Source organism: Streptomyces sp. NPDC054813, assembly GCF_053611365.1.
This window is the reverse complement of the sequence record NZ_JBSHAF010000008.1, coordinates 167,419-187,992: the sequence shown is the minus strand read 5'-3', so window position 1 is coordinate 187,992 and position 20,574 is coordinate 167,419. Positions and strand designations below refer to the sequence as shown.

Annotated in this window: 19 protein-coding genes and 1 pseudogene; 11 read left to right on the top strand and 9 right to left on the bottom strand. The window is 70.7% G+C overall.

Features of this window, described 5'->3' with window-relative positions; all coding sequences use genetic code 11:
* Window positions 1-5: 5 nt before the first annotated feature.
* From ACWGJB_RS18280 to ACWGJB_RS18265, 4 genes and pseudogenes are all read left to right on the top strand, one after another.
* Window positions 6-413 carry a hypothetical protein gene (locus ACWGJB_RS18280; protein ID WP_453381160.1) on the top strand — a complete coding sequence of 136 codons (408 nt, stop codon included), beginning with the start codon at window positions 6-8 and terminating at the stop codon, window positions 411-413.
* A gap of 335 nt (window positions 414-748) precedes the next feature.
* Window positions 749-1,525: pseudogene (locus ACWGJB_RS18275) on the top strand (tyrosine-type recombinase/integrase); the annotation flags it as partial.
* Window positions 1,526-1,660: 135 nt separating this feature from the next.
* Entirely contained in the window at window positions 1,661-3,118 is a 1,458-nt protein-coding gene (locus tag ACWGJB_RS18270; protein ID WP_453381159.1) for an aldehyde dehydrogenase, read from the top strand.
* A 9-nt stretch (window positions 3,119-3,127) separates the two neighbouring features.
* Window positions 3,128-3,361, top strand: a complete 234-nt coding sequence (locus ACWGJB_RS18265; protein WP_360486839.1) for a ferredoxin — start codon at window positions 3,128-3,130, stop codon at window positions 3,359-3,361.
* An 86-nt stretch (window positions 3,362-3,447) separates the two neighbouring features.
* Here the strand turns inward: ACWGJB_RS18265 and ACWGJB_RS18260 are convergent, their stop codons facing one another.
* Window positions 3,448-4,074, bottom strand: coding sequence for a maltokinase N-terminal cap-like domain-containing protein (locus ACWGJB_RS18260; RefSeq protein WP_453381158.1), 627 nt, complete (start codon window positions 4,072-4,074; stop codon window positions 3,448-3,450).
* A gap of 226 nt (window positions 4,075-4,300) precedes the next feature.
* On the opposite strand from ACWGJB_RS18260, the gene ACWGJB_RS18255 reads away from it, so the two are divergent.
* Window positions 4,301-5,164 carry a tetratricopeptide repeat protein gene (locus ACWGJB_RS18255; protein WP_453381157.1) on the top strand — a complete coding sequence of 288 codons (864 nt, stop codon included), beginning with the start codon at window positions 4,301-4,303 and terminating at the stop codon, window positions 5,162-5,164.
* A 400-nt stretch (window positions 5,165-5,564) separates the two neighbouring features.
* Here the strand turns inward: ACWGJB_RS18255 and ACWGJB_RS18250 are convergent, their stop codons facing one another.
* Complete coding sequence (locus ACWGJB_RS18250) at window positions 5,565-6,194, bottom strand: TetR family transcriptional regulator (RefSeq protein ID WP_362574440.1); 630 nt, start codon at window positions 6,192-6,194, stop codon at window positions 5,565-5,567.
* A 219-nt stretch (window positions 6,195-6,413) separates the two neighbouring features.
* Here ACWGJB_RS18250 and ACWGJB_RS18245 point away from each other — a divergent pair, with 219 nt between their 5' ends.
* From ACWGJB_RS18245 to ACWGJB_RS18235, 3 genes are read left to right on the top strand one after another with little or no spacing between them, the layout of a single operon-like run.
* Complete coding sequence (locus tag ACWGJB_RS18245; RefSeq protein WP_453381156.1) at window positions 6,414-7,844, top strand: glycosyltransferase family 4 protein; 1,431 nt, start codon at window positions 6,414-6,416, stop codon at window positions 7,842-7,844.
* Window positions 7,838-8,638, top strand: a complete 801-nt coding sequence (locus ACWGJB_RS18240) for a class I SAM-dependent methyltransferase (protein WP_453381155.1) — start codon at window positions 7,838-7,840, stop codon at window positions 8,636-8,638. The genes ACWGJB_RS18245 and ACWGJB_RS18240 overlap by 7 nt, the downstream gene beginning before the upstream one ends.
* On the top strand, window positions 8,635-9,705 hold the full coding sequence (locus ACWGJB_RS18235; protein ID WP_453381154.1) for a prenyltransferase: 1,071 nt from the start codon (window positions 8,635-8,637) through the stop codon (window positions 9,703-9,705). Before ACWGJB_RS18240 ends, ACWGJB_RS18235 begins: the two co-directional genes overlap by 4 nt.
* Before the next feature lie 158 nt (window positions 9,706-9,863).
* Here ACWGJB_RS18235 and ACWGJB_RS18230 read toward each other — a convergent pair whose 3' ends face one another.
* Window positions 9,864-10,151 carry a hypothetical protein gene (locus tag ACWGJB_RS18230; RefSeq protein WP_450759567.1) on the bottom strand — a complete coding sequence of 96 codons (288 nt, stop codon included), beginning with the start codon at window positions 10,149-10,151 and terminating at the stop codon, window positions 9,864-9,866.
* 135 nt (window positions 10,152-10,286) lie between these two features.
* Here ACWGJB_RS18230 and ACWGJB_RS18225 point away from each other — a divergent pair, with 135 nt between their 5' ends.
* A complete protein-coding gene (locus tag ACWGJB_RS18225; protein ID WP_453381153.1) occupies window positions 10,287-10,847 on the top strand; it encodes a hypothetical protein in 561 nt (186 codons plus the stop codon).
* 152 nt (window positions 10,848-10,999) lie between these two features.
* Here the strand turns inward: ACWGJB_RS18225 and ACWGJB_RS18220 are convergent, their stop codons facing one another.
* The 6 genes from ACWGJB_RS18220 to ACWGJB_RS18195 form a co-directional block, all read right to left on the bottom strand.
* Window positions 11,000-12,010 carry an LLM class F420-dependent oxidoreductase gene (locus ACWGJB_RS18220; protein WP_453381152.1) on the bottom strand — a complete coding sequence of 337 codons (1,011 nt, stop codon included), beginning with the start codon at window positions 12,008-12,010 and terminating at the stop codon, window positions 11,000-11,002.
* Window positions 12,011-12,106: 96 nt separating this feature from the next.
* Window positions 12,107-12,940, bottom strand: coding sequence for a hypothetical protein (locus ACWGJB_RS18215; protein WP_453381357.1), 834 nt, complete (start codon window positions 12,938-12,940; stop codon window positions 12,107-12,109).
* Between the two features lie 290 nt (window positions 12,941-13,230).
* A complete protein-coding gene (locus ACWGJB_RS18210) occupies window positions 13,231-13,779 on the bottom strand; it encodes a hypothetical protein (RefSeq protein ID WP_453381151.1) in 549 nt (182 codons plus the stop codon).
* Window positions 13,780-13,913: 134 nt separating this feature from the next.
* Window positions 13,914-14,819 (bottom strand): N-acetylmuramoyl-L-alanine amidase, encoded by a 906-nt coding sequence (locus tag ACWGJB_RS18205; RefSeq protein ID WP_453381150.1) that lies wholly within the window; start codon window positions 14,817-14,819, stop codon window positions 13,914-13,916.
* Between the two features lie 111 nt (window positions 14,820-14,930).
* The gene (locus ACWGJB_RS18200; protein WP_453381149.1) at window positions 14,931-15,584 is read right to left on the bottom strand and encodes a class I SAM-dependent methyltransferase; all 654 of its coding nucleotides are present in this window, start codon (window positions 15,582-15,584) and stop codon (window positions 14,931-14,933) included.
* 189 nt (window positions 15,585-15,773) lie between these two features.
* Window positions 15,774-17,525, bottom strand: a complete 1,752-nt coding sequence (locus ACWGJB_RS18195; protein ID WP_453381148.1) for an MFS transporter — start codon at window positions 17,523-17,525, stop codon at window positions 15,774-15,776.
* A gap of 204 nt (window positions 17,526-17,729) precedes the next feature.
* Here ACWGJB_RS18195 and ACWGJB_RS18190 point away from each other — a divergent pair, with 204 nt between their 5' ends.
* A complete protein-coding gene (locus ACWGJB_RS18190) occupies window positions 17,730-18,950 on the top strand; it encodes a lipid-transfer protein (RefSeq protein ID WP_453381147.1) in 1,221 nt (406 codons plus the stop codon).
* A gap of 140 nt (window positions 18,951-19,090) precedes the next feature.
* The gene (locus ACWGJB_RS18185; RefSeq protein ID WP_453381146.1) at window positions 19,091-20,527 is read left to right on the top strand and encodes an MFS transporter; all 1,437 of its coding nucleotides are present in this window, start codon (window positions 19,091-19,093) and stop codon (window positions 20,525-20,527) included.
* The last annotated feature ends 47 nt before the right edge of the window (window positions 20,528-20,574 follow it).

Below are 20,574 nucleotides of genomic sequence, written 5' to 3'. Positions count from 1 at the left end.
ACAGCGTGGACTGGAAGGCGATCGCAACCGTTGCTGTCGGAGTGATCGGGCTGATGGGCGTCATGGCGCAGCGCCGCTACAACAGGGCACAGGGGCGGGACCGAGCGAAGGCCGATCTGGACCGGTTGGCGCTATTGCCAGAAGACAGCTCGGTGCGTGAAGAGCTGCGCAATCACATTGACGAGACCATCCGCCATATCATTAGTGTCGAAGATTCGGAGAGACGTGATGGTTTTGGGATCACCCTTGCGTCCGTCTTCCTGATAGTCAGCGCAGGCTTTGCGTACTACTTCATCGAGCACAGTGGGTGGTGGCTTGCTCTGGCGGGCGCCTTCTTCCTCGTCTTCGGGTTGGTCGGACTTGCCAGTGATGTGCCGCGCAGGCAGAGGGATAGCCAGGGGAGGCGGGTGTGAGCGGCTTTCATTGGCGTCAGCCACACTCTGCCCCGCTGTCATCCCGTCTGCCGTCGACCCACACGGAGTGATAGCGGGGCAGGGTTCTGGGGCCCAGGTGGAGCGCCCTGCTGGACGAACGACCTGGGCCCCAGAAGCCTGGTCTGCTATGGCTTGCCTGGGTCGACGGCAGACGGGATGACAGCCCCCACCTCCAGCACAAACCGGCCCGCACTCGCAGTGCCGGCCCCCCTCCGTCATCCCGGAGCCTGAGCGCCCCCGCCGGAGGCATTGTTCTCACCCTGACCCGGAGGTGCGTACGGTCCCGCGGTTGGCTGAGGGTGAGGGGTCTGGTGCTCGCTGCGGCAGTTGATGACGGCCGCCTCGCGCGGAATCCCTGCGGGGTGTGCTCGGTACGGCGTCCGAAGCCCGCCGCCGGTCGTGTTGCTCCGTGGTCCGCAGAGCGTGTGTTCTCCGTGCGGCGGGGGCTGCCTGACCGGTTCCGGGCCATGGTCGACGTCGGGGCCGGATGCGGACTTCGGCACGGGGAGATTTTCGGGTTGGCCGTCGACGAAGTGGATCCGCTGTCCGGGGTCCTGCACGTCACCCAACAGGTCAAGGTCGTGGAACGGAAGTTGGTCTTCGCTCCGCCGAAGAACGGCAAGCTCCGTGACGTGCCGCTGCCGGACTCGGTTGCCTTCGCGCTCGCCGAGCACATGACGGCCTTCCTGCCGGCCGAAGTCACGCTGCCCTGGATGCACCCCGACGGAGAGCCGGTGACCAGGCTCCTGTACTTCACAGGCGCTGAGGGCGGGGCAGTCTGGCGCAACGCCTTCAACGCGCACGCCTGGAAGCCCGCGCTCGCCACGGCGGGAGTGATCCCCAAGCCCGGGCCGGGGGAGAGGTACAAGGAAGCCCGGGAAGACGGCATGCACGCGCTACGGCACTTCTACGCTTCGGTGCTCCTCGACGCAGGGGAGAGCATCAAGGCCCTGAGCTCCTACCTCGGCCATGCCGACGCCGGGTTCACGCTCCGCACATACACCCATCTCATGCCGAGCAGCGAGACGCGTACGCGGAAGGCCATCGACGGTATGTACCGCGCGGCCCACGAGGCCCCGACGGCCCCTTGACGGCCCACGGTTTCGGGCCTCGCCCCTGATCATTGGGAAACCGCTGGTCAGGGGCATTCTCGTCTTCTCCGTGGACTACTTTAACTAGAACTGGTATCAGTTCTGAAACATCGTCAGGAAGGGTGGCGGGGCGCCATGACCGAGTTCCTGGAACATGGGCAGCTGTTCATCGGCGGGGAGTTGACCGACCCCCTGGGCAAGGACGTCATCGAGGTGGTGTCGCCGCACACCGAGGAGGTCTTCGGGCGGGTGCCGCATGCCTCGCGGGACGACGCCGACCGGGCCGTCGGGGTCGCGCGGCGGGCCTTCGACGAGGGGCCCTGGCCGCGGATGAGCCTTGAGGAGCGGGTCGAGGTCGTCACTCGGATCAAGGACGCGATCGCCGTACGGCACGAGGAGATCGCGCGGGTGATCTCCTCCGAGAACGGTTCGCCGTACTCGTGGAGCGTGCTCGCGCAGGCGCTCGGCGCGATGATGGTGTGGGACGCGGCGATCAGGGTGGCACGCGACTTCACGTACGAGGAGACGCGCGACGGGGTGCTGGGGAAGATCCTGGTGCGGCGGGAGCCGGTCGGGGTCGTGGCGGCCGTCGTGCCCTGGAACGTGCCGCAGTTCGTGGCCGCCGCCAAGCTCGCCCCCGCGCTGCTCACCGGCTGCACGGTGGTGCTCAAGCCGTCCCCGGAGTCGCCGCTGGACGCCTACATACTCGGTGAGATCACCAAGGAGGCCGGCCTGCCGGACGGGGTGCTGTCCATCCTTCCGGCGGACCGCGAGGTGAGTGAGTATCTCGTCTCGCATCCGGGCGTCGACAAGGTCTCCTTCACCGGCTCGGTCGCGGCCGGCAAGCGGGTGATGGAGGTGGCCGCACGGAACCTCACCCGGGTGACCCTGGAGCTGGGCGGCAAGTCGGCCGCGGTCGTACTGCCGGACGCCGATGTGGCCGCCTCCGTCGCCGGGATCGTCCCCGCCGCCTGGATGAACAACGGCCAGGCGTGCGTCGCCCAGACCCGCATCCTCGTCCCGCGCTCCCGCTACGACGAGTTCGCCGACGCCCTCGCGGCAGCGGCGAGCGCCCTGAAGGTCGGCGACCCCCTCGACCCGGCCACCCAGGTGGGCCCCCTCGTCGCCCGCCGCCAGCAGCAGCGGAATCTGGACTACATCCGGATCGGTCAGGAGGAAGGCGCGAAGATCCTCACGGGCGGCGGCCGTCCGGCGGGTCTGGAGAAGGGCTGGTACGTCGAGCCGACCCTCTTCGGCGACGTCGACAACTCCATGCGGATAGCCAGGGAGGAGATCTTCGGTCCGGTGATCTGCCTCCTCCCCTACGGCGACGAGTCCGAGGCCCTGAAGATCGCGAACGACTCGGACTACGGGCTGAGCGGCAGCGTGTGGACGGCGGACGTGGAGCACGGCATCGAGGTCGCGCGGCAGGTCCGTACGGGCACCTACTCCGTCAACACCTTCAGCCTGGACATGCTCGGTCCGTTCGGCGGCTACAAGAACTCCGGTCTGGGGCGGGAGTTCGGGCCCGAGGGCTACAGCGAGTTCCTCGAACACAAGATGATCCATCTCCCGGCCGGCTGGGAGGGGTGAGAGGCCGCCATGGGTGACCGCTGGCACGTCGAGGTCGACCGTTCGATCTGTATCGGCTCGGCCCAGTGCGTCAACCGCGCCACCGGAGCCTTCCGCCTCGACTCCGCCATGCAGTCCCACCCCGTGGACCCGGAGACGGACGCCAACGGCAGGATCCTCGACGCGGCGGAGAACTGCCCGGTGGAGGCGATCACCATCACCCTGCTGGACAGCGGGGAACCCGTCTTCCCACCCGAGGAGTAGCTTCCGCTCGAGGTCCGGCTTCCGCTCGAGGTCCGGCTTCCGTCCGAGGTCCGGCTTCCGTCCGAGGTCCGGCTCCCGCCCGCGGCCTAGCGAGGCTCAAGAGCGGCGAACAGTGCCCTGGCCCGGCTGCCGTCCGGCTGCTGCCAGGCTCCGGTGACATACCCGGCCGCGTCGGCGGGCGGCAGTGCGCCGGAGGTCAGTACGCGCCGCAGCCGCAGGACCAGGCCCTCGTCGGCCACGGCGAACTCGGTGCTCTCGTCGGTGTCGACGGGGGCGCCGAGGCCGGGGAGCGGACCGGCCGCGGCGTACCCACGGGCGACCTCCCGGTCGGGCGTGTCGGTGATGCTCTGGGCCTGCGCCGCGGCACGTCCCTCGATCAGGGCCGCCAACCCGGCCGTCAGCACGGGGTCGTGGCAGCCGTCGTAGGCCCAGCGCGTGCCGAGCACCCCGTGCTCCATGGTGCCGAGGAGCGCGTGCTCGGCGCCGTCGAGCGGGGCGCCGCGGTAGGTGAGCGGTACGAGATACGCGTCCGAGCCCTCCGTGACGATCATGAACTCGATCCCCACCTCACCCTCCGGGTCGTCCAGCCGGAACCCGCCGGCCTTCACCAACTCCGGTGCGGCGGGGCCGCGGTACCAGGGGCGGGTGGGGAGCCAGCCGGCGAGGAGTTCGACCTTGGTGGGCTTGAGGGTGGTGCGGTGGATGAGTGCCATGGGGAGATTCTCCGATCAGGGGCAGGGGTCCCGCCAGAGGCTTTTCCCCCCGGGGGGTGATCCGGGGGCTGACTCGGCGGCTGATCCGGCAGCAGACGGGGTGGCTTGGCGCCGGCCTGCCAACGGCCCGGCGTGGCCCGTAAGTGGCCCGTCGGTGGCCCGGCCCGGCCTGTCGGTGGCCTGGGATACGCTCCTGCGGTCCGACGGGCCGACCAGGGTGGGGAACGTGCGCAAGACCGAGGCCGAGGGCCTGATCAAAGCGGCCTACGAGGCGTGGGAGGCCGAGGAGTGGCTGTCCGCGGCCGGGCTCTTCGAGCAGGTTCTCGCGCGGTTCCCGGACGAGGAGCGGAGCGCGGTGTGGTGGTACGACGCCGCACTCGCCCACAAGTTCCTGCGCAACTGGGCCAAGGCCTACGCACTGGGCCGCGAGGCCGCCGCCCGTGCTCCGCGCGGCGAGGGCGACCCGGCCTTCTGGAACCTCGGTATCGCGGCCACCATCCAGGGCGACTGGGCCACCGCCCGGGACGCCTGGGCCGGCTTCGGCATCGAACTCCCGGCGGGGGAGGGGGAGATCGACGGGCGGTTCGGAGCGGCCTGTGTGCGGCTGGACACCGGTGGCGAGCGGGAGGTCGTGTGGATCGACCGGCTGTGCCCGACGCGGGGGAGGGTGATGAACGTGCCGGTGACGGCGGGGCGGCGGTTCGGGGAGATCGTCGTGCACGACGGCGAGCCCACGGGGCGCCGGGTGGTCGAAGGCCGCGAGTTCCCCGTCTTCGACGAACTGCTCCTCCTCCGGGCGTCCGGGCTGCCGACCCTGGAGGTGACGGTGAACGCCGGCGAGGCCGCCGACCTCGACGCGCTGGTCGCCCTCTTCGTCGAGCACGACTTCGGCGCGGAACCCGCGAGCAGCCTGGAGATGCTCTGCTCCTGCTGCAGCGAGGGCACCCACGAACAGTCGCGCAAGGTCCACGCGGGGGCCCAGCGGGTGTCCCTGGCGGCCCCGGAGGCGGAGGCCCGGCTGCTGCTGGAGCGCTGGGCGGGGGAGACCGCGCTCGGGCGGAGCTGGAGCGGGCTGGAGACGGTGGGATAGCGGGCTGGAGACGGTGGGGTAGCGGGCCCGAGGCGGTGGGGTAGCGGGCCCGAGGCGGTGGGGTTGCGCGCCGCAGGCGCTCGCGTGTGACCCGTATCAGGAAAAGTAGAAAAAATCCACCATTGGGGTGTTCTATTCCCCTCCAGGCGTTCTATCCTGGAATCAGCCTACGAGGCGAGTGAGGGAGTCCGAGCGGCGTAGCCGACTCAGGCGTGACGCAGATGCATACGCATCCGCCAGTGCCGACGTCGACGGTCGGGCTGAGAGGTCGGAAGGCAGCGGTTTTGCCGGACGGCGACCCCCATCACCTGATCCGGACAATGCCGGCGAAGGGAACCCGTCTCGTAGGTCTTCGCATGCCCCGAGCCGTGCCCCGAGCCGTGCCCCGAGCCCGCCCGGGCTACGGCTTCCCGCCCGGCTCCGTCAGGTCGATCAGCCGGCAGACCGTCTCGATGTCGATTTTGACCTGGGCGATGGAGGCGCGGCCCGAGAGCCAGGTGATCAGGGCCGAGTGCCAGGTGTGCTCGATCACCCGGACGGCGGACAGCTGGGCGGGCGTGGGGTCGGTCAGGCCCATCGCGTCCAGGATGATCGCCGTCGTCTGCCGGGACACCTGGTCCACCTCGGGGGAGACGCTGCGGTCGGCGAAGGTGAGGGCCCGGACCATCGCGTCGGCCAGGTGCGGCTCCCGCTGGAGGGCGCGGAAGGCCCGCATCAGGGTCTCGGCGACCCGCTCCGACGCCGTCTCGCCCGCCGGCGGCTTCTTGCGCAGCGTGCCGTGCATGTGTTCCAGCTGGTCCTGCATGGTCGCGACCAGCAGGTGGACCTTGGAGGGGAAGTAGCGGTAGAGCGTGCCCAGCGCCACCTGGGAGGACTCGGCCACCTCGCGCATCTGCACCGCGTCGAAACCGCCCCGGCTGGCCAGCTGGGCGCTCGCGTGCAGGATGCGGCGGCGCCGGGCTTCCTGCCGCTCGGTGAGCGGCGGGGTGGCCGATCTGGCGCCGATGTCCACCTTGGCTTCCGCAGGCATGGGTCCCGTCCGTGACAGTCGGTGAGGGCAGTGCTCAGGGCGAGTGATCAGACAGCATGGCAGGGGTCGCGTCGTGGCGCGAATCACCTGATCCACTGCTCACTCCGCCCCTACCTGCCGGTAGATTCAGAGCCTCTTGAACGATCAAGTCTGAAACTTGTTCTAGATTAGCGTCCCGGCGTAATCTCGCGGGAAAGTGCAGGGAGAAGGGGGCCCAGAGTGACCGCTGAGGCCAGGCGGACGGGTGCCGACGAGGAACCCGCCGCCGACGGCGAGCGACCGCTCGACATCGCGCTCCTCACCTATAAAGGGAACCCGTTCTGCGGCGGCCAGGGCGTCTACGTACGGCACCTCTCCCGCGAGCTGGCCCGCCTCGGGCACCGCGTCGAGGTGATCGGCTCACAGCCGTACCCCGTCCTGGACGAGGGCTACCCCGCGCTCACCCTCACCGAGCTGCCCAGCCTCGATCTGTACCGCTCCCCGGACCCCTTCCGGACGCCCGGGCGGGACGAGTACCGGGACTGGGTCGACGCGCTCGAAGTGGCCACCATGTGGACCGGCGGCTTCCCCGAACCGCTGACCTTCTCCCTCCGCGCCCGCCGCCATCTGCGCGCCCGCGCCGGGGAGTTCGACGTCGTCCACGACAACCAGACGCTGGGATACGGCCTCTTGGGGGACGTCGGCGCGCCCCTCGTCACCACCATCCACCACCCCATCACCGTCGACCGGCAGTTGGAGCTGGACGCGGCCGAGGGATGGAAGCGGCGGTACTCCGTACGGCGCTGGTACGCCTTCACCCGGATGCAGAAGCGGGTCGCCCGCCGGCTGCCCTCCGTGCTCACCGTCTCCGGCACCTCCCGCCAGGAGATCGTCGACCATCTCGGCGTACGGGAGGACCGCGTCCACGTCGTCCACATCGGCGCCGACACCGACCTCTTCGCGCCGAATCCCGCCGTACCCCAGGTGCCCGGCCGGATCGTCACCACCTCCAGCGCGGACGTGCCCCTGAAGGGGCTGGTCTTCCTCGTCGAGGCCCTCGCCAAGGTACGGACCGAGCACCCCGCCGCCCATCTCGTCGTCGTCGGCAAACAGCCCACCGAGGGGCCCGTCGCGCAGGCCGTGGAGCGGTACGGCCTCGACGGCGCCGTCGAGTTCGTGAAGGGCATCTCCGACGCCGAACTCGTCGACCTGGTCCGTTCGGCCGAGGTCGCGTGCGTGCCGTCGCTCTACGAGGGCTTCTCGCTGCCCGCCGCCGAGGCGATGGCGACCGGCACCCCGCTGCTCGCGACGACGGGCGGCGCGATCCCCGAGGTCGCCGGACGCGACGGGGAGACCTGCCTGGCCGTGCCGCCGGGCGACGCCGGCGCGCTGGCCGCCGGGCTGAGCCGGCTCCTGGGCGACCCCGAGCTCCGCGCGCGCCTCGGCCGGGCCGGCCGTGAGCGGGTGCTACGGCACTTCACCTGGGCGCGCGCCGCGGAGGGCACGGTGGCCCGGTACCGCGAGGCGATCGCCCGCTCCGCGGGCGGCACGGACGCCGCTTCCGGCCGCTCCGCGGCCGAGGCCGTAACCCGCTCCGCGCCCCGCAATCCCGGCCGCTCCGCGGCCTCAGCTGGTGTTCGTCACGAGAGTGAAAGCAGGGCCACGTGCTGACCGTCGACTTCTCCCGGTTCCCGCTCGCCCCGGGCGACCGCGTCCTGGACCTCGGCTGCGGGGCAGGACGCCACGCCTTCGAGTGCTACCGGCGCGGCGCCCAGGTCGTGGCGCTCGACCAGAACGGAGAGGAGATCCGCGAGGTCGCCAAGTGGTTCGCGGCGATGGCGGAGGCCGGCGAGGCCCCGGCCGGCGCGACGGCCACCGCCATGGAGGGCGACGCGCTGGCGCTCCCCTTCCCCGACGAGTCCTTCGACGTCGTCATCATCTCCGAGGTCATGGAGCACATCCCCGACGACAAGGGCGTGCTCGCCGAGATGGTGCGCGTGCTCAGGCCCGGCGGGCGGATAGCCGTCACCGTGCCGCGCTACGGCCCCGAGAAGGTCTGCTGGACGCTCTCCGACGCCTATCACGAGGTCGAGGGCGGGCACATCCGCATCTACAAGGCCGACGAGCTGATCGGGAAGATCAAGGAAGCCGGCCTGCGGCCGTACGGCAGCCACCACGCGCACGCGCTGCACTCGCCCTACTGGTGGCTGAAGTGCGCGTTCGGCGTCGACAACGACAAGGCGCTGCCGGTACGGGCGTACCACAAGCTGCTCGTCTGGGACATCATGAAGAAGCCGCTGGCCACGCGCCTCGCCGAGCAGGCGCTGAACCCGGTGATGGGCAAGAGCTTCGTCGTCTACGCCACCAAGCCGCACCTGCCCCGGACCGAGACGGGGACCGGGACGGAGACGGGGACCGAGACGGGGACCGGGACCGCGTCGGACGCCGAGGTGGCCGCCAAGTGACCACCCCCCGGACAGAACACCTCGTCCTGCCCGGGGTCCTCACCGCCGAGCAGGCTGCCGCGACCGTCCGCGGGATCCTCGCCGTACAGCGGGAGGACGGGGCGATCCCGTGGTTCCGGGGGCACCACCTCGACCCCTGGGACCACACCGAGGCCGCGATGGCGCTGGACGCGGCCGGTGAGCACACCGCCGCCGAGCGGGCCTACACCTGGCTCGCCGAGCACCAGAACGAGGACGGCTCCTGGTACGCCGCCTACGCCGACGGCGCGCACGACGACGTCACCGACCGCGCCCGCGAGTCCAACTTCGTCGCCTACATCGCGGTGGGCGTCTGGCACCACTACCTCTCCACCGGCGACGACACCTTCCTCGACCGGATGTGGCCCGCCGTGTACGCGGCCGTCGAGTGGGTGCTGCGGCTGCAGCAGCCCGGCGGTGAGATCGGCTGGCGGCGTGAGGACGCGGGGACGCCCACCGACGACGCGCTGCTGACCGGGAGTTCGTCGGTCCACCACGCGCTGCGCTGTGCGCTCGCCATCGCCGAGCAGCGGGAAGAGGCGCAGCCGGACTGGGAGTTGGCCGTGGGCGCGCTGCGGCACGCGATACGGCGCCACCCCGAGCGGTTCCTGGACAAGGACCGGTACTCGATGGACTGGTACTACCCGGTGCTGGGCGGGGCGTTGACGGGTGCGGAGGCGGCCGCGCGGATCGAGAAGGACTGGGAGCGGTTCGTCGTACCCGGGTTCGGGGTGCGGTGTGTCGTCCCGAATCCGTGGGTGACGGGCGGGGAGTCGGCCGAACTCGCCCTCGCGCTGTGGGCGGTCGGGGAGTCCGACCGGGCGCTGGAGATCCTGCAGTCGATCCAGCATCTGCGGGACGCGGAGTCGGGGCTGTACTGGACCGGCTACGTCTTCGAGGACGACGCGATCTGGCCGCGGGAGCTCACCACGTGGACGGCGGGGTCGCTGTTGCTGGCCGTCGCTGCGCTCGGGGGGCATGACGCCACGTGTGCGGTGTTCGGGGGAGGGCAGCTGCCTTCCGGGCTTGAGGTGGATTGCTGCGCCTGAGGGAGCCGGGGGGTGTGGCGTACGGCGGGTGCGGCGCCGTGGGGGGCTGGTCGCTCCCCCACTCTCGGCTCCGCTCGAGCGGGGGGACCCCCATCGCGGCGGAGCCGCACGTCGACACAGCCCCGCGCACCTTACGGCTCTGTTCTGGCCGGGGTCTCTCAGTGCCGCTGCATCCGGTTGGCGATCGCGTGGCCGATGAACAGGTAGACGACCGCTGCGAGGCCGTATCCTGCCACCACCCTCGCCCACGCCTCGTCGAAGGTGAACAGGTCGCGTGACCAGCCGGCCAGCCAGGCGGCCGCGTCGTGGATGAACTGGACCAGGCTGTTCGCCCGGTTCGCGTCCAGCAGGTACATCATTATCCAGAGGCCCAGTATGAGGGCCATGATGTCGGCGACGACCGCGACGACCGTGCCGGCCTGATTGTGACGATATCGAGGGGACATGCCCTCCGGGTTGCCGTCGATCGGTCCTTGAAACCTGAACCGGGTTCCCCCGAGTGGCGCGGCGCCGCCATCTGGGTGAGGCTGCCGGAGGAAGCAACCGCTCGGGGAGGACATCGAGACACACGGGAGGACCCCGTGCCCGTACCGATACGGCGCCTGGTCGTCGCGCTGACCCTCTGCTGCGCACTCGTCGCCGGCGTGACCGCGTGCAGCAGCACGCAGAGCAAGTCCACCGACACCGGCATGGCCGCGGTGCCCGTGGCCGACACCCCCAGTCCGAGTACGTCCGCCGAGAAACAGAAGTTCGCCAAGACGCGGTTCGTCGCCAACGCGTCACTCGCGGCCGGTGCCACCTACCAGTGGATCGTCAAGCCCTGGAAGGCCGGCAAGTTCAAGAAGGGCGCTCACGGCCGCACCTTCGCCCTTATCAAGGCCGGTCTCGCCGGCACCTTCGCGTACAACCGGCTCCAGGCCGCCAAGCGGAACGCCCAGGGCGACCCGCTGCTGTCCAAGGCCGTCGCGCCGCTCTCGTCCGGCATCGACGCGCTGAAGGACCTGCCGTCCAAGCTCCGCAAGGGCGACGGGAACGCGGCCAGTTCGTTCAACGACGTCATCAACAACGTGAAGGATGCCGGAAAGAGCGCCGGTGCCCCGGTCACCAACAACGTGCCTTCGGCATCGCAACTCACCCACTGAGCAACGTGGTTCGGGTTCGGCGCCGGAGTCTGCGAGTGCCGTTCGCCGGGTGTTCGGCTCGTTCGCGCGGAGTTGACGCCTCCGGCGGTGACCCCGGCGCCGTTTCCCCCGGCCGCGTCCTGCTCACCCTTGCTGTGAACCGCCCCGGCGGGCTAGGAGTTGAGTTCCGCGAGCACCCGCAGAGTGTGCGGGTCTGGGGCCAGCGCCAGCAGGTCGGTCACCGGGCTCTTGCGCCACGACTCCAGCCGCTCGGCGATGCGTTCGCGCGGGCCGACCAGCGAGATCTCGTCGGCGAACGCGTCCGGCACGGCCAGCACGGCCTCCTCGCGCCGCCCGGACAGGAACAGTTCCTGGATCCGCCGCGCCTCCTCCTCGTACCCCATGCGCGCCATGAGGTCGGCGTGGAAGTTGCGGGCCGCGTGGCCCATCCCGCCGATGTAGAAGCCGAGCATGGCTTTCACGGGCAGCAGCCCGGTGGCCACGTCGTCACAGACCTTCACCTGCGCCATCGGGGCGACCAGGAAGCGCTCCGGCAGCTCGGCCACCGCGGGCCCGTACACCTCGGGTCGGCTCGGCGCCCAGTACAGCGGCAGCCAGCCGTCGGCGATCCGGACCGTCTGGGCGACGTTCTTCGGCCCCTCGGCGCCGAGCAGGACCGGCAGGTCGGCCCGGAGAGGGTGGGTGATCGGCTTCAGCGGCTTGCCGAGACCGGTGGCGTCCGGCCCCCGGTACGGATGGGAGTGGAAGCGCCCCGCCGACTCCACCGGCCCCTCCCGCCGCAGCACCTGCCGTACGACGTCCACGTACTCCCTGGTCGCGGTCAGCGGCGACTTCGGGAACGGGCGGCCGTACCACCCCTCCACGACCTGCGGCCCGGACAGGCCGAGCCCCAGCATCACCCGGCCCCCCGACAGGTGGTCCAGGGTCAGCGCGTGCATCGCGGTGGTGGTCGGCGAGCGGGCCGCCATCTGGGCAACGGCCGTACCCAGCATGATCGTCGACGTCTGCGCGGCGATCCAGGTGAGCGGCGTGAACGCGTCCGAGCCCCAGGACTCCGCCGTCCACACCGAGTGGTACCCGAGCCGCTCCGCCTCCCGCGCCAGCGGCACATGGTCCGGGGAGGGCCCCCGCCCCCAGTATCCGAGTGCCAACCCGAGCCGCATGCCAGCCTCCTGACGGTATGTCAGACCGAGTTCCGGACTGTACGACAACGGCCCCTCACCCGGAAGGGAGAGGGGCCGTACGCGGTCCTGTGCGGATCAGCCGCGCTGGATCCCGGAGGTGTCCTGCAGCACGCCACGGCGGCCGTCCTGGGTCTGCGCCACCAGCGCGCCGCCGCGCTGCTCGACGGCCAAGTACCAGGTGCCGGGCGCCAGTTCGGCGATCGGCGCGGTCGAGCCGTCCTCCGCGAACAGCGGCCGGGCCACCGGGACGGCGAACCAGAACGGGGAGAAGTCGGGTGCGGCGGTGACCGGCTGCTGCTGTGCGGCGGCCGGGGGCTGCTGCTGGCCGAACGGCTGACCGGCCTGCGGCTGGGCGCCGTACGGCTGGCCGGGCTGCGGGGCGGCGGCACCCGGGTAGCCGTAACCGCCGGGCGGCTGGGCGCCGTAGGGCTGCGGAGCCTGCGGCTTGGGAGCCGGGATGAGCCCGGCCTGGAGGGCGGGGACGAGCGGGGTCGCGACGGCCGCGCCGGCCATGACGAGGGTGGCGATCAGGGCCAGGATGAGGCCCATGCCCGCGCTGGGGCCGTTGGCGGAGCCGGACAGGTTGTCGGCGGCGCCGGCCGGGTCGATGACATTGCCAAGCGCGCTCCATGCGGCGAAGACCGTGAACGCCACGCCGAACGGACCGAGATCCAGACCGGCCACCTTCCTCGGCTGCGGCAGTGTTCGCGAGACGATGACGAGTGCGGCGCCCGCGATGCCCGCGAAGATGATGCTGAAGAGGACCGGTCCGCTCGACCAGAGGCTCGGCAGGTCGATGCTGTCCGGCACTCCGTCGTACGAATAGTTGTCGAGGAACGACGCGATCAACAGCAACACCGCTGCTCCGATCACCACGCCGTCGCCTCTAGTGAGGGAGCGGATATTCACTTCAGGTCCTTCGTAGGTCGTCTCGTCGGCGGAGGAGGCGTGCGTGTGGCCTCTCATCGTAGGAAGGACACTATCGTCCGGTCGATCAGGTGTCCGCCCGGTCCTGTTCGCCGATGGCCATACCGCGCAGAAAACTCACGATTCCCTCAGATGTCCCCTGCGTCGCCTGGGGAACCAGTGAAGACCGAGACCGCCCGGGCGCCATCCGGTCCGGAAACAGCCGACGGCGTGAAGCGGCTCGTCCCGGGTTCGAACCAGCCGCTTCACGCGCTTAGTGGATCTCGCTTCGGTCAGTGCTGGCTGTACTTGTAGCAGACTCCGATCGGCTTGTAAGCCTTCTTGTTCCGTTGGACGATATCGCCGCCGATCGAAGGGAATGTCCGCACGTCGAACTCCTTGCCCGAGTACCTTGTGTACGCCTTGAGGACGCCGTACTTGCCTCGCGGTACTTCCTTGGAGCCGCTCACCGTGACGCTTCGCGACTTGGTGACATCCCAGCCGACACCCACACTGATCGCCTTGTACTCCGCCTTGATGTTCTTCGACAGTGTCGTGCTGACGGAGTGGGTCTCGTCGATCCGCAGCGTTATCTTGCCCCGTCCGGATGCTTCCGCGATCGGCTTGCTGCCGCACTTGCTCCTGGTGGAACGTACGTTGACGAGTTCGGTCGGATAGAGACGGCCGTCACCCTGGGAGCGGGTGCTCACCCCCTGCGTGCCGGTGGAGTTGTCGAGCTTCACCGGGGCGGGTGAGGCTGCACGAGCCGTGCCGCTGACGCCCACGGCGCACATCGCCATTGCGACCGCCACGGTAGTGCGCCGCATGGTCTGAGTTCCCATGTGTTCCCCCTTTGGTTCCCTTTGCGATCGGGAAGTTCGATCACTGTTGGTCGGATCGAGCCAGCCAGGGGGAGTTGTGTGACAACAAGTGATCTGAGGAACATCCGAGCGTGATCGCGGCAGGCCTGTCGCGGTCAGTGCAAGAAGTCGATGATGCCGTCCGACATTCCCTGCGCCGCCTTCTGCCGCCAGGTCCCGCTCGTCAGGAGTGCCGCGTCCTTGCTGTCGCGCATGTTGCCGCACTCGATGAACACCTTGGGAACCGTTGACAGGTTGAGACCGCCGAGATCCTTGCGTACGTCGAGGCCGGTGCCGTTGCCGACGTAGTTGGACGGAGAACTGCCGGTCGCCTTCGCGAAATCGCTCTCGATGTGCTCGCCGAGGGTGCGCGAGGGGCCGACGATCGGGCGGGTGTCGGCGCCGCCGGAGTGCACGGTGGCCGGGAGGATGACATGGAAGCCGCGGTCGCCCTCGGGCGCCCCGTCGGCGTGGATGGAGATGGCCGCGTCCGCGTGCGCGTCGTTCCCGATCTTCGCCCGCTGGTCCACGCACGGGCCCCAGACGGGCCGGTCCCCGTCATGGGTCATTTTCACCGTGGCGCCCTCCTTCTCCAGCAGCGCCCGCAGCCGGTGCGCGACGTCGAGCGTGAACCGCGCCTCGCTGTAACCCGCGTTGGTGGCCGTCCCCGTCGTGTCGCACTCCTTCCAGTTCGTCCCGATATCCACCTTCTGGTTGATTTCGGTCGTGTGCTGGAAGTTGCCCGGGTTGTGCCCCGGGTCGATGACGACGACCTTGCCCTTGAGCGGAGGAGCCGCACTGGGGCTCGGCACCTTGGCGTCATCGCCGGGCGACACGGGCGCCGACCGAGGCGCCGCCGCGTTCGCCTCCCCGCCGCCACTGCCACCGGGCTTCCCCACCCCCTCGAACACCACCCATCCGAGCAGCGCACCGGGCACGAGCGCGGCGAGAGCGACAGTCATGGGCGCTCGCCGGGAGCGCCGCTGCTGCGGGGAATCGAATTCGGGTGCTGTGTACGACACATCAGCCACCCTAGCGGCCGTCCACGGCGTCCACGCGGTCCGAGAGGGCCGATGGGATGACGGCGTGACACCGGCCCCCGGCAGGAGGGGACGCCGGTTCCGGCCGTGCCCTCAGATCCCCGCCCCCGTTCGCCGCAGCACGCGCAGCGAGTCCTGCGCCGAGATCTCCGTGAACGCGCCCGACTCCAGGGCGCGGAGGTAGACGCGGTAGGGGGCCTGGCCGGTGAACTCGTCCTCCGGGTCCGGGAAGACGTCGTGGATCAGCAGGAGCCCGCCCTGCGCCACATGGGGGGCCCAGCCCTCGTAGTCGGCGGTGGCGTGCTCGTCGGTGTGGCCGCCGTCGATGAAGACGAGGCCGAGGGGCGAGTTCCAGAAGGAGGCGATCTGGGGGGACCGGCCCACCAGGGCGACGACTTGGTCCTCAAGACCGGCCCGGTGCAGCGTCCGCCGGAAGGTGGGCAGCGTGTCCATCAGCCCCAGCTCCGGGTCGACGGTCTCCGGGTCGTGGTAGTCCCAGCCCGGCTGCTGCTCCTCGCTGCCCCGGTGGTGGTCGACGGTGACAGCGGTGACCCTGGCGGCACGCGCCGCGTCGGCGAGGAGCAGGGTGGACCGCCCGCAGTACGTCCCGACCTCCAGGAGCGGGAGGCCGAGTTCCCCGGCTTCGACAGCGGCCGCGTACAGCGCCAGCCCCTCGTGCAGGGGCATGAACCCCTTGGCCTTCTCGAACGCGGCGAGCGTCTCGGGCTGGGGCGCGGCCACGGCCATGGGGGTCCCTTCGGTGGTACGACGTTCCGGCCACCCATGCTGCCGCACCCCCTGCCGGAGTCCGACAGGGGGTGCGGATGCAACGTCCTCGGGGCCGGCGCGCCCTTGGGGCGCGGGACTGTGTCGATGTGCGGCTCCGCCGCGTGGGCGCGACCAGCCCCCACACACCCGCAGCCGACAACGCGCCCGTTAGGCCGTAACAGCCTCTACCGGCAACGAAAGGTCCAGGTCAACGGCCCGGTCATCCCCCGCATGCGACGCCGAGGAAGCCAACGGCCCGTGCCCCAGTGCCTTCGCGGCCAGCACGTACGCCCCCTCGGTGGGCACCGCGAGCGCGTACGTACCGTCGGCGCCGGACAGCGTCGCCCCGGCCTGCCGCCCCCGTCGGTCGATCAGCGTGACCTTGGCGCGGGCCACCGGAACGCCCGCCGCGTCGAGCACGCGCCCGCGGAAGCCGCGCAGCACCTCCTCGGCGTTGGCCAGCGCGGCGTCCTCGTCGCTGCTCGCGCGCAGCTGCGTGTGCTGGGCGGCCTCCGCCGCCGGCCGGCTCCGCTTGGGCAGCAGCAGGGCGAGGACCAGGCCCACGGCCACCGCGCCCGTCGCGATCAGGAAGGAGACCCGGAAACCGTGCATGGTCGGGATGGCGACGCCGCCCACGTGGTTCGCCGTGTTGGCCAGCACCATGCCGATGACGGCGCTGGACACGGACGTACCGATGGACCGCATCAGGGTGTTGAGACCGTTCGCCGCGCCCGTCTCCGACGCGGGGACCGCACCGACGATCAGGGCGGGGAGGGAGGAGTACGCGAGGCCGATGCCCGCGCCCAGCACCACGGCGATGACCAGGCTCTGCCAGGCCGCGCTCATCAGGCCGATGCCCGCGCCGTAGCCGATGCCGATGATCAGCATGCCGAGGATCAGGGTGGTCTTGGGGCCGTACTTGGCGGACAGCCGGGCATAGACGGGGGCCGTGAACATCATCGTCAGGCCCAGCGGGGCGACCAGCAGACCCGCGGTGACCATCGACTGGCCGAGCCCGTAGCCGGTGGCCTTCGGCAGCTGGAGCAGCTGCGGCAGGACCAGCGAGACGACGTAGAAGCTGACCCCGACCATGATCGAGGCGAGGTTGGTGAAGAGCACCGCCGGGCGGGCGGTGGTGCGCAGGTCGACCAGCGGGGCCTTGACCCGCAGCTCCATCACGCCCCACAGGACGAGGATGACGGCGGCGGCGGCGAAGAGCCCGAGCGTGGTGCCGGAGGTCCAGCCCCAGTCGCTGCCCTTGGTGATGGGGAGGAGGAAGAGGACCAGGCCCACGGAGAGCCCGATCGCGCCCAGCACGTCGAAGGTGCCCGCGGCGCGCGCCGGGGACTCGGGTACCGCGACGAGGGTGAGGACGATGGCCACGACGCCCAGGCCGGCGGCGCCGTAGAACAGGGCGTGCCAGTCGGCGTGCTGCGCGACCAGGGCCGCGGCGGGCAGCGCGAGGCCGCCGCCGACGCCGATCGAGGAGCTCATCAGGGCCATCGCCGAGGCGAGCTTCTCGCGCGGCAGCATGTCGCGCATCAGGCCGATGCCCAGCGGGATCGCGCCCATGGCGAAGCCCTGGAGGGTACGGCCCACGATCATCGTGAGCAGTTCGCTGGTGAGCGCGCTGACCAGCGCACCCACCACCATCACGGAGAGGCTGAATATCAGCATCCGCCGCTTGCCGTACAGGTCGCCGAGGCGGCCCATGATCGGAGTGGCCACGGCGCCCGACAGGAGCGTCGAGGTCAGGACCCAGGTGGCGTTGCTGGGCTCGGTCCCCAGCAGCTGCGGCAGGTCCTTGATCACCGGAACGAGCAGGGTCTGCATCACCGCGACCACGATGCCCGCGAAGGCGAGCACCGGGACCACGGCCCCGCTGGCGCCCCGGGCGGGCTGGTCGGTCGTGTGCGTCATTGAGTGAGGCCTCCGGGCCAAGAGAGTGACGGGCAGAGCGGGGAGAGGCGGGATCCGCCGCGGATAAGTGGTGGGTAAACCTCGTATGCACAGGCAACTATTCCGTTGCTTCGAGCTGCTAACGAATTCTTGACCGTCCCATGGGTTTCTGATCTGTCGTCAGGCCCTGGTCAATTTGTGGAACGTGTTCTAGTCTCACGCGCCATGAGTGCCGCGATGAATGCCGTCAGGGCTGCGAAGGCGTATGTCGCCGGGGTCGGAATGACCAGGTTCGAGAAGCCCGAGACCCGTGACTGGCAGTACTGGGACATGGTCCGGGAGGCGGGTGGCTCCGCCCTCGCGGACGCGGGGATCTCGTACGCCGATGTGGAACAGGTTCCTGTCGGCTACTGCTTCCAGCCCTCCACCGCCGGCCAGCGCGCCGCCTATGAGCTGGGTCTCACCGGCGTCCCCGTCTACAACGTCAACAACAACTGCGCCACCGGCGCCACCGCCCTGATGCTGGCCCGCCAGCTCGTCGAGGGCGGCGCGGCCGACTGCGTCCTGGCCCTCGGCTTCGAGAAGATGAAGAAGGGCGCGCTCGGAAGCGGCGCGGACGGTGGGGACTTCGCCACGTCTCCCGTCGCCCGGCACTACGGGATCATGGCCGCCCGGCACGGTTTCGAGATGACCCCGCCCACCGCGCAGATCTTCGGCGACGCGGCCCGCGAGCACATGGAGCGTTACGGCACCACCGAGGCGCAGCTCGCGGCCGTGGCCGCCAAGAACCACCGGCACTCCGCGCACAACCCGTACGCCCAGTTCCGGGACGTGTACGACGTGGCCGGCATCCTCGCCGCCCGTAGCGTCCACCGCCCGCTCACCAAACTCCAGTGCTCGCCCACCTCCGACGGCGCGGCGGCGGCCTTGGTCGTCTCGGAACGGTTCGCCGAACGGCGCGGGCTCACCGGCCTCGTCGAGATCGTCGCGCAGGCGATGACGACGGACACCGAGGAGTCCTTCGCGTCGGGCTCGTGCATCGACGCCGTCGGGCAGCCGATGTCACGGGCGGCGGCCCGCCAGGTGTACGACCGCTCAGGGCTCGGCATCGAGGACGTCGACGTCGTGGAACTGCACGACTGCTTCTCCGTCAACGAGCTGCTGACGTACGAGGCGCTCGGCATGTGCGCGGTGGGCGAGTCGGGCAAGCTCGTCGAGTCGGGGGCGACGACGTACGGCGGGCGCTGGGTGGTGAACCCCTCCGGAGGGCTCATCTCCAAGGGGCACCCGCTGGGCGCGACCGGCCTCGCGCAGACCGCCGAACTGGTGTGGCAGCTGCGGGGCACGGCGGGGGAGCGGCAGGTGCCGGGCGCACGGGTGGGGCTCGCGCACAACATCGGGCTGGGCGGCGCGGCGGTGGTGACCATGCTCCGGAAGACGGTGTAGGCCCTACGACGGCGAAGGGCGCGGTGCGGGGCTGTGTGGCCGTGTGACCGCGAAAGGCACGGTGCGGGGCGGTGTAGGCCGCACGACCGAGGCCAGGTGGGCCGAAAAGCCGATGCAAGGACCGTAACCGGCTTGAGAGCATGACGGTCATGCTCGAAGCCGCGGACACCTCACGAATATCCCGCCGTACCGCACCCCCCACCTGGCTGGTGGTGGCGCTGGCGTGCGCCGGGCAGTTCCTGGTGGTGCTCGACGTGTCCGTGGTGAACGTGGCGCTGCCGTCGATGCGCGCGGACCTGGGGCTGAGCGCGTCCGGCCTGCAGTGGGTGGTGAACGCGTACGCCATCGCCTTCGCCGGGTTCATGCTGCTCGGCGGGCGGGCCGGTGACCTCTACGGCCGTAAGCGGATGTTCCTGGTCGGGCTCGGTCTGTTCACGCTGGCCTCGCTCGGCGGCGGCCTCGCCCAGGACGGCTGGCAGCTGCTGCTCGCCCGGGCCGTGCAGGGACTGGGCGCGGCGGTGCTGGCGCCCTCGACGCTGACCCTGCTCACGGCCGCCGTGCCGGAGGGTCCGGCCCGGGCCCGGGCGATCGCCACCTGGACGGCGGTCGGTGCCGGCGGCGGCGCCGCCGGCGGGCTGGTCGGCGGGGTGCTGGTGGACGTGCTGTCCTGGCGCTGGGTGCTGCTGATCAACGTGCCGGTGGGCGCGCTGGTCCTCGCCGGGTCCGTGGTGTGGCTGACGGAGAGCCGGGCCGGGGCCGGACGGCGGCTCGACCTGCCCGGCGCGCTGCTGGTGACGGCGGGCCTGGCGACCCTGGCGTACGGCGTCTCGCAGACCGAGGCCAAGGGATGGACGTCGGCCGCCACCCTGGTCCCGCTGGCCGCCGGGCTCGCGCTGCTCGGGCTGTTCCTGGCCCTCGAGGCGCGTACGGCGGCCCCGCTGATGCCGCTCGGCCTGCTGGCGCGGCGGACGGTGGCGTCGGCCAACGCGGCCATGCTGGTGTCCGGTTCGGCGATGTTCTGCATGTGGTACTTCATGACGCTCTACGCCCAGAACGTCCTCGGCTACTCCCCGCTGGAGGCCGGCTTCGCCCTGATACCCAGCTCGGTCGCGGTGCTCGTCGGCTCCAAGACGGCGCCCCGGCTGATGCGGCGGGCGGGAGCGCGGACGGTGGCGGTGGCGGGCACGCTGGTGGCGGCGACCGGGTTCGGCTGGCAGTCGACCATGGGTCCGCACGGCGCCTACCTGACGGCGATCATGCTCCCCGGGATCCTGATGATGCTCGGCGCGGGCCTGGCCGCGACCCCGCTGGCCGCACTGGCCACCTCCGGGGCGGCGCCGGCGGAGGCCGGACTGCTCTCGGGGCTCATCAACACCTCCCGCACGATGGGCGGTTCGCTGGGGCTCGCGGTGATGTCGACGCTCGCGGCGGCCCGGACCGGCACGGACGGCGGGGCCGCGGCCCTGACCGAGGGGTACGCGCTGGCCTTCCGCACCAGCACCGGCGTGCTGCTGACCGGGGCGGTGCTGATGCTGCTGTGGCTGCCGGGAAGAATTTCGCCGACGTCCGCCGGATGAGGCAACGGTCCGGGCGGCTCGTGGACTCCTCATTACATCTAGGAGGT

Bases quoted from the DNA above. Each gene is read 5' to 3' on its own strand.
- ACWGJB_RS18270 (WP_453381159.1), top strand. From the start codon at position 1,661: ATGACCGAGTTCCTGGAACATGGGCAGCTGTTCATCGGCGGGGAGTTG.
- ACWGJB_RS18265 (WP_360486839.1), top strand. From the start codon at position 3,128: ATGGGTGACCGCTGGCACGTCGAGGTCGACCGTTCGATCTGTATCGGC.
- ACWGJB_RS18260 (WP_453381158.1), bottom strand. From the start codon at position 4,074: ATGGCACTCATCCACCGCACCACCCTCAAGCCCACCAAGGTCGAACTC.
- ACWGJB_RS18250 (WP_362574440.1), bottom strand. From the start codon at position 6,194: ATGCCTGCGGAAGCCAAGGTGGACATCGGCGCCAGATCGGCCACCCCG.
- ACWGJB_RS18230 (WP_450759567.1), bottom strand. From the start codon at position 10,151: ATGTCCCCTCGATATCGTCACAATCAGGCCGGCACGGTCGTCGCGGTC.
- ACWGJB_RS18220 (WP_453381152.1), bottom strand. From the start codon at position 12,010: ATGCGGCTCGGGTTGGCACTCGGATACTGGGGGCGGGGGCCCTCCCCG.
- ACWGJB_RS18210 (WP_453381151.1), bottom strand. From the start codon at position 13,779: ATGGGAACTCAGACCATGCGGCGCACTACCGTGGCGGTCGCAATGGCG.
- ACWGJB_RS18200 (WP_453381149.1), bottom strand. From the start codon at position 15,584: ATGGCCGTGGCCGCGCCCCAGCCCGAGACGCTCGCCGCGTTCGAGAAG.
- ACWGJB_RS18195 (WP_453381148.1), bottom strand. From the start codon at position 17,525: ATGACGCACACGACCGACCAGCCCGCCCGGGGCGCCAGCGGGGCCGTG.
- ACWGJB_RS18190 (WP_453381147.1), top strand. From the start codon at position 17,730: ATGAGTGCCGCGATGAATGCCGTCAGGGCTGCGAAGGCGTATGTCGCC.
- ACWGJB_RS18185 (WP_453381146.1), top strand. From the start codon at position 19,091: ATGACGGTCATGCTCGAAGCCGCGGACACCTCACGAATATCCCGCCGT.